The sequence below is a fragment of the Nocardiopsis quinghaiensis genome (assembly GCF_008638365.1).
In the GTDB taxonomy this organism is placed as follows: Bacteria; Actinomycetota; Actinomycetes; order Streptosporangiales; family Streptosporangiaceae; genus Nocardiopsis; species Nocardiopsis quinghaiensis.
The window spans coordinates 289,282-303,855 of sequence record NZ_VWVU01000002.1; the positions used below are offsets into that span (position 1 = coordinate 289,282).

Below are 14,574 nucleotides of genomic sequence, written 5' to 3' on the forward strand. Positions count from 1 at the left end.
TCCCCCGTCCCTCTCCCGCTACACGCGGCTCCCCGGCGGCCCGTCACGCACTCCCCTCGGTGACGGGCCGCCGCCCGAGAAGAGGGGCGAAGCGCCTCCCCGGCGCTTCGCCCCTCTTCTCTTCTCCGTCCCGGAGATCCGTGTCCCGCGGGACACTCCTCAGACCACGGGCAGGGTGGGCCGCAGGACGCTGGGCGCCACTCCGTCACTGGCCTCGGCGACGCGCCGGCGCTCCTCGGACACCGGTCCGTAGGCGGTGGTGCGCTGGCGGACGGGACGGCCCGTCGGCCCTACCAGGGCGCGGATGTCGCTGATGGTCTTGAACGATCCCTGCCCCGAACCGGCCATCCGGCTGATGGTCTCCTCCATCAGGGTGCCGCCCACGTCGTTCACCCCGCCCGCGAGCAGCTGGCGGCAGGTGTCCTCGGCGAGCTTGACCCACGAGCACTGGATGTTGTCGATGTGCCCGTGCAGCAGCAGGCGGGCCAGGGCGTGCACCGCCCGGTTCTCCCGCACGGTCGGTCCGGTGCGGGCCAGCCCGGCCAGGTAGATGGGCGCGTTGGTGTGCACGAACGGCAGCGGCACGAACTCTGTGAACCCGCGGTGGCCGTTGCGCTCCACCGACCGCTCCTGCAGGGAGCGCAGCAGCTTGATGTGCGACACCCAGTGCCTCGGCGAGTCCACGTGCCCGTACATCATCGTGGACGTGGTGGGGATGCCCAGGTCGTGGGCGGAGGTGACCACGTCGATCCACTCGCTGGTGGGCAGCTTGCCCTTGGTGAGGATCCAGCGGACCTCGTCGTCGAGGATCTCCGCCGCGGTGCCGGGGATGGACCCGAGCCCGGCGTCGCGGGCACGGGTCAGCCACTCGCGGACCGGCAGGTTCGTGCGCGACGCCCCGTTGACCACCTCCATCGGGCTGAACGCGTGGACGTGCATGTCCGGAACGCGGTCGCGTACGGCGGAGGCGATGTCGAAGTAGGCGGTGCCGGGCAGGTCCGGGTGGATACCGCCCTGCATGCACACCTCGGTCGCCCCGGCCTTCCACGCCTCCTCGGCGCGGTCGGCCACCTGTTCCAGGGAGAGCGTGTAGGCGTCGGCGTCGGTGCGTCGCTGGGCGAACGCGCAGAACCGGCACCCGGTGTAGCAGACGTTGGTGAAGTTGATGTTCCTGGTCACCACGTAGGTGACGTCGTCGCCCACCGTGTCCCGGCGCACCCGGTCGGCCAGGGAGGTCAGCGCCTCCAGCTCGGACCCGTCGGCGTGCAGCAGCGCGAGCGCCTCGTCGTCGGACAGGCCCGCGGGGTCGGACTCGGCGCTGCGCAGCGCGGCGGCGATGTCGGGGTCGAACCTGCGCGGCACGGCCCCCTCCCGGTCCACACCCGGGCGCAGCTCCTCCCAGTCACCGTAGACGGCGTCGAAGTCCCCGCGCCGGTCGTCGGTGCGGCCCTCGGTGTCGATCTCCGTGTGCAGTTCCGTGCGGCCGGAGGAGACCAGCACCGCCTCGGGTTCCTGCCAGGGCCGGCCCACCACGGGCGCGTCCTCGCGGGCCATGCCGGTCTCGGGGTCGGCGAGCGCGGCCACGTGTCCGGACACGCGCGGGTCCAGCCACGGCTCCCCGGCCCTGACGTACTCGGGGTAGACGGTGAGCCGCTCGCGCAGCGTGAAGCCGTGGGAGGCGGTGCGCTCGGCCAGGTCGTCGATCTGCGGCCAGGGCCGCTCGGGGTTGACGTGGTCGGGGGTCAGCGGGGAGACACCGCCCCAGTCGTCGATGCCCGCGCGGATCATCAGTCCGTACTCGTCCACGCCGCCGTGCTCGGCGCCGATCAGGTTGGGCGGCGCCTGCACGTGCGCCTTGGGCCCCATGACCAGGCGGGTGACGGCGATGGCGGCGGCCATCTCCTCGCGCTCGGTGTCGGGCCGGTGCATCATCGCGGTCTCGGGCTTGGCCCGGAAGTTCTGCACGATGACCTCCTGGATGCCGCCGTAGCGGCGGGCGGCCCCGCGCATCGCGAAGATGGACTCGGCGCGCTCCGCGGTGTTCTCGCCGATGCCGAGGAGGATGCCGGTGGTGAAGGGGACGTTGGAGCGCCCGGCGTCCTCCAGCACGCGCAGCCGCACCGCCGGGTCCTTGTCGGGGCTGCCGTAGTGGGCCTGCCCCTTCTCGGTGAACAGCCGGGTGGAGGTGGTCTCCAGCATCATCCCCATGGACGGGGAGACGGGTTTGAGCCGCTGGAAGTCGGTCCAGGTCAGCACACCCGGGTTGAGGTGCGGGAGGAGGCCCGTCTCCTCCAGCACCATGATGGCCATGGCCCGGACGTAGGACAGGGTGTCGTCGTAACCGTGGGCGTTGAGCCACTCGCCGGCCTGCTTCCAGCGGTCCTCCGGCCGGTCGCCGAGGGTGAACAGGGCTTCCTTGCAGCCCATGGCGGCACCCTGGCGGGCGATCTCCAGAACCTCGTCGGGCGACAGGAACGGCGCTTCGAGCCGGCCGGGCACCGTGGCGAACGTGCAGTAGTGGCAGCGGTCGCGGCACAGGCGGGTCAGGGGGACGAACACCTTGCGGCTGTAGGTGATGACACCGGGGCGGCCCGCGGCCTCCAGTCCGGCGTCGCGCACCCTTCCGGCATGTTCGAGGAGGGCCTCCAGGTCCTCGCCCCTGGCGTGCAGGAGCACCTCGGTCTCGGTGACGTCGAGGGTCTTGCCGTCCCGGGCACGGGCCAACGCCCTGCGCATGGCGGACGGGGTCGGGGAGAAGACGGGGGCCGGGTCGTTCGCACCACTCATAGAGCGCACCCTACGCCCCGCCCTTTTCGTACTTGTGGACGCACCACCGGTCGGCGCGGAAACGGCGGAGGCGCCGGGGATACGGGCTCCGCACGGGAACGGGGAGGTGGAGCTCGCGGCGTAGGGTCGGCACGTACGGAGGGAGACAACGTGCTGAGTCGGCTGCGCGGTGACCGGTGGGTGCGGTTGGCGCTGTTCCTGGTGGTGTGCGTGTGCGCGGGGCTGGCCCTGCGGGCGAACTGGGAGCGGGCCGGTGAGGCCGTGGCGTCGCTGCCCCTGTGGGTGCTGCCCGCGGCGGTGCTCGCGGGCATGACGGGGCTGGCCGCCCAGATGCTCGCCTGGCGCGCGCTGCTGGCCGGGATGGGCTCGCCGCTGCCGTACCGGGTGGCGGCCCGCGTCATGTTCGTGGGCCAGCTCGGCAAGTACCTGCCGGGATCGGTGTGGGCGTTCGTCGCCCAGGTGGAGCTGGCCCGCGACTGGAGGGTGCCCAGGTCCCGGGGTGCGGCGGCGACCCTGCTCGCGGTGGCGGTGACGGTCGCGGTGAGCCTGGCGGTCGCCGCGGCGGCCCTGCCCCTGTCGTCGGCGGATGCGGCCCGCCGCTGGTGGTGGGCCCTGGCGCTGGCGCCACTGCTGCTCGCCGCGCTGCACCCGCGCGTGGTGGGCTGGGGCATCCGGCTGGCGGCACGCCCGTTCGCCCGGTTCCGCGAGGTCGCCGAGGCCGGGCCCCTCGACGTGCGGGGCCGGGCCGTGGCCGCCGCCGTGGGGTGGACCCTGGTGGCGTGGGTGCCCCTGGGGCTGCACGTGTGGGTGCTGACCTGGGCGGTGGGCGGAGACGCGCTGCGGTCGGTCGGCCCGGCGGTGGGCGCGTACGCGCTGGCGTGGACGCTGGGTCTGCTGGTGGTGTTCGCCCCGGCGGGCCTGGGGGTGCGCGAGGCGGTGCTGGTCGTGGCGCTGTCGCCGGTGGTGGACGCCGGCGCGGCGCTGGTGGTGGCGGTGCTGTCGCGACTGGTGATGACGGTCGCGGACGTGGGCTGGGCGGGGCTGGCGGTACTGCTGGCAGGACGCGCCTCCCCGCCCTCGGAAACCGTGTCCGCCGCCGCACCCGGGACGCCGGACCGGCCGTGAACCCTCGCGCGGGACCGACCCGGGTGCGGTGACTGAAAAGGTTCACCGGGCGGTGTCCTCCGGCGCGGGACCTCCTGCTTCACATCCGCGACGTCTGCGGCCGGCCCGCCGGCAGGGGGTGGGACCACCCCGGCCCGGACCCGAACCGACCGGGTCCCCCGTTCCCCCGCGGACCGGCCGCCCCGCGGCCTCCCCCGCAGGGCGGCCTCAGGCCCCGAGCAGCCGCCCCGTGTACGCCCGCCAGTACGGTTCGGCGTCCACCGGGCGGACCCCGGCGCGCAGCCGCTCGGGCTCGCCGGGCGTATAGAAGCCCTTCAGCGCGCGGGCCAGGCCGGCGGCGTCGCCCGGCTCGCACAGCACCCCGTCGACGCCCTCGCGCACGTGGTCGGCGAGGGTCCCGGCCCGGGTGGCCACCACCGGCAGACCGTGCTCGTGCGCCAGCCACACGTTCTGGGTGGCGGTGGCGGTCCGGTACGGCAGTACCACGGCGTCCGCCGACGCGAACAGCTCCGGCAGTTCACCGGCGGGCACGTACCCGTCCCGCAGCCGTACCCGGTCGGCGACCCCCAGCTCCCCGGCCAGCGCCTCCAGCTCCCCGGTACCGCCCCAGAACTCCCCGGCCACGGTGAGTTCCACGTCGTCGGGCGCACCGTCGGCCAGGGCCCTCAGCAGCAGGTCGACCCCCTTGTAGGGGCGGACGATGCCCAGGAACAGCAGGTGCCGCCGCTCCCCCGGCGGCGGGGTGAGGGCTCCCCCGGTCCCGGGCAGGTGCGGGGGCATCTCGGCGACCGCCACGTCCCGGCGGCCCGGCCCCCTCAGCCCCTCGGCGAGGAGGGCCTGCTCGGGCGAGTGCGTGACCACCGCGTCCACCCGGCGCAGCAGGGCGCGCACGAGGGACACGTCCACGGCCCGCCGCTCGTGGGGCAGCACGTTGTGGCACAGCGCCACCACCCGCGTCCCCGCTCCCCGCCGGGAGCGCGCCCCCGCGAGGATTCCGAGGTAGGCGGGCACCTGGACCGGCGAGAAGAGGGTGAGCACCACCAGGTCGGCCTCACGGGCCAGGCGCCGCCCGGTGCGCCACCACCCGTCCGGCCGGTACCAGGCCAGTCCGTGGCGGGTGCCGGGGTAGGGCTCCCCCTCGGGGGCGTCGATGGTCTGCCGACCCGGGTAGAGGGCGGCCGGGTACTGGGCCCGCCAGGACTCCACGGTCGTCGGGTGGCCGAGCGACCGCAGCCGGTGCGCCAGTTCGGTGGTGTGCCGGGCGCCACCGCCCTTGTACGGGTGGGCGGGCCCCACCAGGGCGACCCGGGGCAGAGCGCTCACGTGCTCTCCCGGGAGCGCACGATCAGGTCGGCCAACAGTCCGATCGCCGCGATGATCAGTCCGGTCATGAGGATCATGACGGTGTTGTTGGGGACGTACAGCGGGTTGCGCACCTGGTCGAAGACGAACTTGGCCGTGCCGAGGCCGAGCAGCGCCAGGGCGGGCGGCATCATCACCTTGAGCGGGTTGAAGTACATCACCATGCGCAGCACCTGGAGGATGTACCGGTAGGCGTCGCTGACGAAGTGGAACTTGGATCTGCCCGACCTCTTGGCGTACTCGATGGGCACGTACCTGACGGGGTGCTGGTTGGACAGGAAGGCCAGGGTGATGGTGGTGACGCAGGAGAAGCCGGGCGGCAGCAGCTTCAGGTAGGGACGGGCGATGTCGCGGCGGAACACGCGCAGCCCGGAGTTGAGGTCGGGGATGCGCGTGTTGGTGAGGCGTTCGGCGAACTTGCGGATGACCCACTTGGCGGGCACCCGCAGCGCCTTGTGGCTGCCCATCTCCTGGATGCGCGCGCCCACGACCTGGTCGGTCCCGGGATCGGCCTGGAGCATGGCGACCAGTTCGGGGATGCGCTCGTTGGGGTAGCTCATGTCGGCGTCGGTCCACACGACGAACTCGCCACGCGCCCGCTGGCTGCCGATCCGGCGGACGGTGCCCGAACCGCCGTTGTGCCCGAAGGCGATGACGCGCATGTGCGGGTAGAGGCCCTCCACGTCCCTCAGCCGGGCCAGGGTGTCGTCCGTGGAGGCGTCGTCCACGGCGAGCAGCTCGTAGCCGTACCCGGACCCGTCCATGGCGGCGCAGATCCGTTTGACCTCGTCGACGACGTGGTTCTCCTCGTTGTAGCAGGGCAGCACGATGGTGACGCGGACCGGCGGGTCCTGGTCGTGCCGCTGGGGGACGTCGTCGCGTGTGTCGCTCATGGTTCTTCTCAACGGGGGTGTGGTCGGGTGCGGAGGGCGAGGGGGCCGGCTCATCCCTCGTCGGGGAGGACGGACACCCACACGCTTCCGATGAAGGCCCAGGAACCGGTGGGCGGTTTCCTGAGGGTACTCGGGTCCATCCGGGCGACGACGTGGAAGGGCCTCTCGGCCCCCGCCACACTGCCGGTCAGCTGCTCGATCCGTTCCCAGTCCGAGGCGGCGAGCACGGCGTCGCGGTCGCGGGCGTGGATCTCGGAGACGACTCGGTCCACGTTCTCCCGGGTCGGTCGGTCCACGGCCGCGACGGGTACGCCGCAGACGTTGCGCAGCAACGGCATGTAGTTCCCGGCCATACCGGAGTCGACCACGAGCACCGAGGCGTCCTCGGGCAACGCGGCGCAGAGCCGGTGCGTGGCCCCGACCGTGCCGACGTCCTGCCGGTAACTCATCACGCCGTCGGTGGAGATCTCCATGGTGAACGGGTTCCACGGGACGGTGCCGCCCGCCTCCACCCTGACCGTGCCGACCGCGGTGGCGGCGGTCGGCACGACCAGCGCCGCCGCGGCGGTGGCGGCGACCACGGCCGGAAGCACGCGGCCCGGGACGGTGTGCCGCTCGGCGCTGGAGGCGACGGCGCAGTAGCGGGTCAGCCACGCCAGGAACCAGACGGCGAACAGGATGAACGCCGGGATGACCAGCGCGATCAGCCGTCTGCTGGCCCAGGGGTGGTCGGGGGTGATGGCGGGGCGCAGCAGGGTGGTGGTCACCGTCCACACCAGCAGCATGGCGGGCAGCAGCCACTGGGGGTCGCGCCGCTGGAAGAGGCGGCGCAGTACGAGGGCGACGCCGAGGGAGGCGAACAGGACGGTGGCCAGGCCCACGTACCAGCCCACCCAGTACAGGCTCATGTCGTAGTAGGTGCGGCTGCCCTCGACGGGCAGGCCCTCACGCTGCTGGACGTAGGCGACCCAGCCGTCGGTGAAGTCGCTGCCGTGCCCGTAGTCGGGCCACAGCAGGGGCCGGACGGCGAGCAGCACCATGGTGAGCAGCACGAGCGCGGCCATCGCTTCGGGGAGCCGGCGGACGCGCTCCACGTGCGGGATCCCGTGGCGCCACAGGGCCGCGGTGGCCACGACCGTGGCCACGATGACGGCGGCGCTGATCAGCAGCAGGGGGTTGAGGGAGTCGGACAGGTACTCCAGGTAGGGCAGGGACAGCCCGTATCCGGCGTACAGGCCGAGGCCCGCGCCGACGGCCATGCCGCCCAGCAGCGGCAGCGCCTGCCCCCGTCGGGCGATGAGCAGCAGGCCGACGAACCCGACCACGGGCAACAGGTCGCGGATCGCGTCGATGCGCACCACCAGCCCCAGGCCGAACGCCAGCCCGGCCGCGGCGGCCAGTGTGTGGGCGGACGACCAGCGGTCGGTGATCCGCGTGCGCCGCACGAGCGCGTCGTGGGCCAGGACCAGTCCGCCGAGCAGGAGGATCTGGGTGAGGGGCTCGCTGTAGGTGAAGCGGCTGACCCACTGCTGGGGCAGGCACACGGCCAGGACGAGGGCGGCCAGGGGCGCCCAGCGGGCGCCGACCAGACGGGCGGTGAGCCCCGCGAAGGTGAGCACGCCCAGCGCGCCCAGGAACGGGGTGGTCACGAGCATCCCGTCGAGCCCGCCCAGCCAGTAGCCGATGGAGGCCACCAGCGGCGCCCCGGCCATGAACTGGGGCCAGATGACGTCGCCGCGCTCGTAGTAGGCCAGGCTCTGGTAGCTGAGCGCGGGGTCGTCGCCCGCGATGAGTTCCCGCTGCTGCGGGATGGGCAGGTATCCGTTCTCGGCGATCCATGCGGTGTACATGGCGTAGGAGGCCGGATCGCGACGGATGACCAGGGCCTCGGCGTGGTAGACGACCTGCACGACGGCGAAGGCGGCCACGATCACCAGGACGAGGACGACGGGCCACCAGGGCACGTCCTCCTCCGGCGGATCCGGGACCAACCGGGACACCAGCGCGCAGGCCGCGACCACGGCGGGCACGCCGAGGACGGCGGCCACCAAGGGGGTGAGGGAACCCAGGGCCAGGAGGGGGAAGGCCACCAGGAGCCAGGCCGAGAGGGCGATCGCGGGGAGCGCGGTGACACGGGCGAGGAATCGTCCGGGAGGCAAGCGCATGAGGCAACTGTGGCAGTTTCCGAAACCCGGCGCACACACCGCGGAGCCCGGGGCCGCCCCCGGGGGCCTCTCCGAGCCGTTGGCCTGGACCACCGCGGAAGGCGTGTGCGCTGGTCAGCGCACGGTGGCGTTCGCGGGGCCCGTGCGACGTCACCGTTGCGTTGCCTTACGGCCCCGGTCGGGTCACCGCCGGGACACGGGGCCGTCGGTACGGCGGCCTCCACGACCTAGAGTGGCGGTCATGTCCGAAACTCCCGCGCAGCTGTGGCGCGCCCTGGTGTCCGCCGACCCGTCCCGACCGTTCGTGACCTCCTACGACGCCTCGGGAGGCCGGGTGGAACTGTCCCGTGCCACCTTCGACAACTGGGTCTCCAAGACCTCGAACATGCTGGTGGACGGGCTCGGCGCGCAGCCCGGCGACCGGGTCGTGATCGCCCTGCCGGTGCACTGGCAGTCACTGGTGTGGCTGGTCTCGTGCTGGTCGGTGGGCGCCGTGGCGGAGTTCGTCCGGCCGGACGCGGGCCTGCCCGAGGGGGCGCAGGTCGCGGTGGCCGACGCCGGCCGTCTGGAGGCCGCCCTGGACAGCGGCGCGGACGAGGTCGTGGGCACCTCCCTGCACCCGCTCGGCCTGCCGTTGGCCGAGGTGCCGCCCATGGTGCTCGACTACTCGGTGGAGGTGCGCGGGTACGGGGACCACTTCTCGCCGTACCCGATCGACCCGGAGGCGCCCGCGCTGCGCGGCCACGGCTCCCGGACCGGCGCGGTCCTGGCCGCCGACGCGCACCGCCGGGCGGAGCGGTGGAAGCTGACCGCCGAGGACCGGGTGGGCCTGTTCGCCGAGCCCGACGCCCCGCTGACCCTGCTCGGCGAGGGCGCGGAGCTACTGCTGGCCCCGATCGCGGCGGGGTCGCCGATCATCCTGACGCCCCTGGAGTCCGCGGGTCCGGAGGAGGCCCTGAGGAGGGCCGACATGGAGAGGGTCACCGTGGCGGTCCGCGGGACGGACGGACCGCTGTTCCCGGGTGGGGCCCCCTTCCGGACGGTGGAGCTGGACTGATCCGCCCGCCGGAAGCGGTGCCGGTGTGATGACGGGATCTCCTGCCCGGCGAACCGCCTCCGGATGCTTCCTCCCCCTGCCGGCGCTCTCGACCGTCGGCAGGGGGCGGGACCACCGCTGTCAGGCCTCGGGCCGCCCCTCCCGGTAGTAGGCGTCGAGCACGGTGCGCTCGCGGCTCTCCTCGTCGTAGGTGTAGACCTCGCGGCCCTCGACGAACACGCGCAGGGCACGGCTCATCACGTCCAGCGGATCGCCCGACCACACGACCACGTCGCCGTCCAGGCCCGGCTTGAGGGAGCCGACCCGGTCGGAGATGCCCATGATCTCGGCGGGGTTGACCGTGAGCGCGCGGATCGCGGCCACGGGGTCCATGCCCTCCTTGACGCACAGGGTGGCCTGGTGGACCAGGAACTCGATCGGGACGACCGGGTGGTCGGTGGTCAGGGCGACCTTGACGCCCGCCCTGTCGAGGATGCCCGGGTTGGCGAGGGTCTTGTTGTTCACCTCCACCTTGGACCGGCTGGTCATGAGCGGACCGGTGATGACGGGGACACCGCGCTCGGCGATCTCGTCGGCCAGCAGGTGGCCCTCGGTGCAGTGGTTGATGATCAGCCGGTAGCCGAACTCGTCCGCCAGGCGCATCGCGGTGTGGATGTCGTCGGCACGGTGCGTGTGCTGGCACCACGGGAGTTCGCCGTCCAGGACTCTGACCAGCACCTCCAGGGTGTTGTCCCGGTCGAACGGGGTGCCCTCGGCCGACGCGTGGTCGCGCTTGGCCTTGTAGTCCTGGGCCTTGGTGAAGGCGTCGCGGATGACCGCGGCCACGCCCTGGCGGGTGGAGGGGAGCTTGTCCTTGTTGCCGTACACCCGCTTGGGGTTCTCGCCCAGGGCGCTCTTGACGCTGGCCGGGTGCTTGACCAGCCGGTCCTCCATACTGCGGCCCCAGCACTTGATGGCCACGGTCTGGCCGCCGACGGGGTTGCCCGATCCGGGTTTGACGACGGAGCTGGTGACGCCTCCGGACAGGGCGTCGGCGAAGCCGCGGTCGGCGGGGTTGATGGCGTCCAGCGCACGCATGCGGGCGCCGTTGGGGTCGGTCATCTCGTTGGTGTCGTCACCGGCCCAGCCGATGCCCTCCTCGTCGATGCCGATGTGGCCGTGGGCCTCCACGAAACCGGGGAGCACCCACTTGCCGGAGGCGTCGACGACGGTGGCGCCCTCGGGGACCGTGACGTCGGCGTCCGTGCCGACGGCGGTGATCCTGCCGTCGGTGACGAGGACGGTGCCGCCGTCGATGGGGTCCCCGTCGACGGGCACGACGTATCCGGATGTGATCGCGATATCCATGGCGGGAAACCTAGCCCATCATCGGGCGTCTCCCCAAGGCCGGACCGTGCTTCACGAGCGCGGAGGCGTAGCGAGAGGCAGCCTGGCGGACGCGAGCCCGGAACGATGCGAGGACACGACCTAACCCGCGGGCCAGCGCGCGGTCAGCAGCTCCGACCGTGGCGCGAGCTCCACCGTGGCGTTCTCGATGGCCTCGCGCACCATGGTGCAGCGGCCCACCTGCTCGGATTCGGCGGTCAGGTCGCCGCCCTCGGCCGCGAACGCGTAGACCATGCTGGGGCGGTCGGCGAAGTCCATCATCCGGAAGGCGCCGCCCAGTCCCGGGTGGTGCGGGGTCTGCTCGGGGATCACGCCCAGGGTGACGATGCCCGCCTCGACCAGGTCGGAGAGGAAGCCGCGCTGGGCGTTGAGTACGGCCGCGCCGCCCTGGGGGCGCTGCAGAGCCGACTCGTTGAGGACCACCCGCAGCACGGGCCCGTCCGGCCCGGTCATCGCCGCCCGGTGGGCCATCTCCTCCTCCACCATCGCCTCGACCATGTCCGGGGACAGGTCGGGGTGGCGCGGACGCAGGACCGCCCGCGAGTACTCGCGGGTGCGCAGGAACACCGGGACCGCCATGGGCTGGTGCTCCCACAGGTGGGTGGCGTGGACGCCCAGTTCGCGCTGGTCGCCGAACTCGTTGGGGAAGGCCTCGGCCTGGAGGGTGATCGCCCACGCGTCGACCAGCTGGTTCTCCGTGCCCAGGGCCGTGTCCACCCGTTCGACCAGCGATCGCGCCGGCCTGCAGTAAGCGTTCTCCACCTCGCGGAGCTTGTCGTCGGTCACCCCCACCGTTTTGGCGAGTTCGGCGCGCGAGAGCCCCCTGTCCGAACGCGCACGCAGTACTCGCGCGGCGAAGGGGAGCCACATCGCGGACGGCAGTGCAGTGTTCACTCCCATAACCTCCTCCGTCGCCCGACGGGACCGAACCGGCACACCTTCGGGCCAGCTCCACCGACCCCGCCGCCGTTCCTACGACCCTGTACCGTGTCGGGCCGCCGGTCAAGCGACGGGACTGGCACGGCGATCCGTGGTAGTTCATTGACGCGTACCGGAGGGGCCGACGACGCCGTCCGGAGTCCGGCGCGGTCCCGGCCGACCCCCTGGCACCCGGTTCCCATCATGCCCGAGAACGGTGCCCCGACCCCCGATTGGACAGTCCCCCGTGGCCCACTTCCTCCTCCTGCTCGCCGTGTTGTCGATCTGCGTCTGGGTGTACGCCCTGTTCGAGGTGATCGGCTCGGATCCCGGTTCCGTGCGGCTCCTGCCCAAACCCGCGTGGACCGTGGTCGTCCTGCTCCTGCCCAAGCTCGGGGCGCTGCTGTGGTTCGCCCTGGGCCGTCCGCACCGCGACCCGGCGGTGACCGCCCCCGCGGGCCCTCCCCCCGCCTTTCCCGAGTACGACCACCCGAGCCGGGCCCGCGCCGCCACCCCCGAGGAGGACGAGGAGTTCCTCCGCCGCTGCCGCGAGCGCGCGGAGGGACAGCGGCGGCGCGCCCGGGAGGCGCAGGAGCGGAAGCGGCGGGAGCGCGAGGCGCGGGATGACGGCGAGGCGGCCGGGGACTCCGCCTGAGCCCTGAGCCGGGAGGAGGCGCGGCGGGGGTCCGGACACGGGGTGACCCGACGATCGAAGCACACCGTGGTCATCCCCTGACGGAAAGCGACCCGACGGTGGTGGTACCCGACCCGTCCGAGTACGCTGTGTGCCGCCCCGCCGCGAATCTCCTTTCGGAAGTGAACCGATGAAGCGTCTGCCCCTCTCCATGACGGCCCTCCTGGCCGGCACCGCCCTGCTCGCCGTCTCCGCCTGCGCCAACGGCGCCGACGCCCAGAACGACTCCGACGGCGGCGGGAGCGGCTCGGACCAGGCCAGCGGCCCCGATCAGGCCGGCGGCCCGGCCGACGTGGACGTCAGCGGCGTCGAGGGCGCCACCCTGCGCACCAGTGAGGGCGACATCGAGGTGGAGCTGTTCCCGGAGGACGCCCCTCTCACGGTGGCCAACTTCGTGGGCCTGGCCGAGGGCGAGGGCGTGCCCAACCCGGTGACGGGCGAGGCCGGGTTCTACGACGGCACCGTGTTCCACCGGGTGATCGACGAGTTCATGGTCCAGGGCGGCGACCCCCAGGGCACCGGCCGGGGCGGCCCGGGCTACACCTTCGAGGACGAGTTCGGCTCCGGCCGGGAGTTCGACGCACCGGGTGTGCTGGCCATGGCCAACAGCGGCGAGGACACCAACGGCTCGCAGTTCTTCCTCACCGTCGAGCCGACCCCGCACCTGAACGGCATGCACACGATCTTCGGGCACGTCTCGGACGAGGAGTCCATGGACGTGCTGAGCGGCATCGCCGGCGTGGAGACCGACGCGAGCGACCGCCCGGTACAGGACGTGGTCCTGGAGTCGGTCACCGTCCACCGCGAGAACGAGGAGTAGCCGCCGGGGACCGTGCGGCGCCCGTCAGCGGCGGCGCTTGGCACGCGCGGTCCGGGCGCGCTCCACGGCCGGGCCGATCGCCTCGGCCAGCGCCGCGACGTCCTCCCTGGTGGAGGTGCGGCCCAGCGACAGCCGCAGGCTGCTCAGCGCCGTGTCGGGGTCGGCCCCCATCTCCAGCAGCACGTGGCTGGGCTGGGCCACTCCTGCCGAGCACGCCGAGCCGGTCGAGCACGAGATGCCCCTGGCGTCGAGCAGCATCAGCAGCGCGTCGCCCTCGCAGCCGGGGAAGGACAGGTGCGAGATCCCCGGAAGCCTGTGCTCGGGGTCACCGTTGACGACCGTGTCGGGGACCACCGCGCGGACCCGCTCCTCCAGCTCGTCACGGAGGTCCGTCAGATGCTTGACGTGCTCCTCGCGCTCGGCGACCGCCAGGTGGACGGCCGTGGCCAGCCCGCGCAGCAGCGGCGCGGACAGGGTGCCCGAACGGATGTCGCGCTCCTGCCCGCCACCGTGCAGGACCGGCGTCGGGGCCAGGCCGCGCCCGACCAGCAGCGCTCCCGCGCCCACCGGCCCGCCGAGCTTGTGGCCGGTGACCGTCAGGGCGCTCACCCCGCTCGCGGCGAAGTCGACCGGTTCCACACCCACGGCCTGCACGGCGTCGGTGTGGAAGGGGATGCCGTACTCGGCGGCGACGGCGGCCAGCTCGGCCACCGGCTGCACCGTGCCCACCTCGTTGTTGGCCCACATGACCGACACGAGCGCGACCGACTCCGGGCCGGGGCCGCCCTCGATCGCCTCCCGCAGCGATGACGGGCTCACGCGGCCCAGCGCGTCCACGGGGAGCTTCTCGTGCGTCGCGCCCTGGTGCTCGGCCATCCAGTGCGCGGGGTCGAGGGCGGCGTGGTGCTCGACGGCGCTGGTGAGGATCCTCGTCCTGCGAGGCTCCGCGCTCCCGGCGTTGCGCGCCCAGTACAGGCCCTTGACGGCGATGTTGTTCGACTCGGTGCCGCCGCCGGTGAAGACCACCTCGTGCGGGGTGGAGCCGAGCGCCCCGGCGACGCGCTCGCGGGCCTCCTCGACCGCGCGACGGGCGGCGCGCCCGTGGCCGTGCAGGGACGACGGGTTGCCGAGGGCGCCGAGCTCGGCCGCGACGTCGGCGACCACCTCGGGGCGGACCTCGGTCGTGGCAGCGTGATCCAGATACACCATGGCTCCACAAGGATACGTCCGTCCCGATTCGCCCGCGGCCCCCGGACCCCCTCCGTTCCACGACCGGCGCCCACGGTGTGCCGGGGAACCGGCGCCCGCGGCCCGCGACTCGTCCGGAATCCGGTCCCGTGACGGGTTGTCCACAGGTGCGAGGGCGT

General features: G+C 73.1%; 11 protein-coding genes. 4 read left to right on the forward strand and 7 right to left on the reverse strand.

Going from position 1 to position 14,574, the window contains the following annotated elements:
* Positions 1-159 precede the first annotated feature (159 nt).
* Positions 160-2,787 carry a bifunctional FO biosynthesis protein CofGH gene (locus FYX01_RS08115; RefSeq protein WP_150239165.1) on the reverse strand — a complete coding sequence of 876 codons (2,628 nt, stop codon included), beginning with the start codon at positions 2,785-2,787 and terminating at the stop codon, positions 160-162.
* A gap of 150 nt (positions 2,788-2,937) precedes the next feature.
* Between FYX01_RS08115 and FYX01_RS08120 the strand changes: the two genes are divergently transcribed.
* Entirely contained in the window at positions 2,938-3,912 is a 975-nt protein-coding gene (locus FYX01_RS08120) for a lysylphosphatidylglycerol synthase domain-containing protein (protein ID WP_150239167.1), read from the forward strand.
* A gap of 207 nt (positions 3,913-4,119) precedes the next feature.
* On the opposite strand, the gene FYX01_RS08125 is transcribed toward FYX01_RS08120, so the two are convergent.
* From FYX01_RS08125 to FYX01_RS08135, 3 genes are read right to left on the reverse strand one after another with little or no spacing between them, the layout of a single operon-like run.
* Positions 4,120-5,235, reverse strand: a complete 1,116-nt coding sequence (locus tag FYX01_RS08125; RefSeq protein ID WP_150239169.1) for a glycosyltransferase family 4 protein — start codon at positions 5,233-5,235, stop codon at positions 4,120-4,122.
* Positions 5,232-6,167, reverse strand: a complete 936-nt coding sequence (locus FYX01_RS08130; protein ID WP_150239171.1) for a glycosyltransferase family 2 protein — start codon at positions 6,165-6,167, stop codon at positions 5,232-5,234. Before FYX01_RS08130 ends, FYX01_RS08125 begins: the two co-directional genes overlap by 4 nt.
* Positions 6,168-6,217: 50 nt before the next feature.
* On the reverse strand, positions 6,218-8,332 hold the full coding sequence (locus tag FYX01_RS08135) for a hypothetical protein (RefSeq protein ID WP_150239173.1): 2,115 nt from the start codon (positions 8,330-8,332) through the stop codon (positions 6,218-6,220).
* A gap of 241 nt (positions 8,333-8,573) precedes the next feature.
* Here FYX01_RS08135 and FYX01_RS08140 point away from each other — a divergent pair, with 241 nt between their 5' ends.
* Positions 8,574-9,389, forward strand: coding sequence for a TIGR03089 family protein (locus FYX01_RS08140; RefSeq protein WP_150239175.1), 816 nt, complete (start codon positions 8,574-8,576; stop codon positions 9,387-9,389).
* Between the two features lie 120 nt (positions 9,390-9,509).
* Here the strand turns inward: FYX01_RS08140 and FYX01_RS08145 are convergent, their stop codons facing one another.
* Positions 9,510-10,736: an amidohydrolase gene (locus tag FYX01_RS08145; protein ID WP_150239177.1), complete on the reverse strand. Its 1,227-nt coding sequence runs from the start codon at positions 10,734-10,736 to the stop codon at positions 9,510-9,512.
* A gap of 120 nt (positions 10,737-10,856) precedes the next feature.
* Positions 10,857-11,675, reverse strand: a complete 819-nt coding sequence (locus tag FYX01_RS08150; protein ID WP_190394225.1) for a helix-turn-helix domain-containing protein — start codon at positions 11,673-11,675, stop codon at positions 10,857-10,859.
* 265 nt (positions 11,676-11,940) lie between these two features.
* Here FYX01_RS08150 and FYX01_RS08155 point away from each other — a divergent pair, with 265 nt between their 5' ends.
* Positions 11,941-12,348, forward strand: coding sequence for a PLDc N-terminal domain-containing protein (locus FYX01_RS08155; RefSeq protein ID WP_150239181.1), 408 nt, complete (start codon positions 11,941-11,943; stop codon positions 12,346-12,348).
* 169 nt (positions 12,349-12,517) lie between these two features.
* Positions 12,518-13,207 carry a peptidylprolyl isomerase gene (locus tag FYX01_RS08160; protein ID WP_150239183.1) on the forward strand — a complete coding sequence of 230 codons (690 nt, stop codon included), beginning with the start codon at positions 12,518-12,520 and terminating at the stop codon, positions 13,205-13,207.
* Between the two features lie 24 nt (positions 13,208-13,231).
* Here FYX01_RS08160 and FYX01_RS08165 read toward each other — a convergent pair whose 3' ends face one another.
* The gene (locus tag FYX01_RS08165; RefSeq protein ID WP_150239184.1) at positions 13,232-14,416 is read right to left on the reverse strand and encodes a cysteine desulfurase family protein; all 1,185 of its coding nucleotides are present in this window, start codon (positions 14,414-14,416) and stop codon (positions 13,232-13,234) included.
* Positions 14,417-14,574 lie beyond the last annotated feature (158 nt).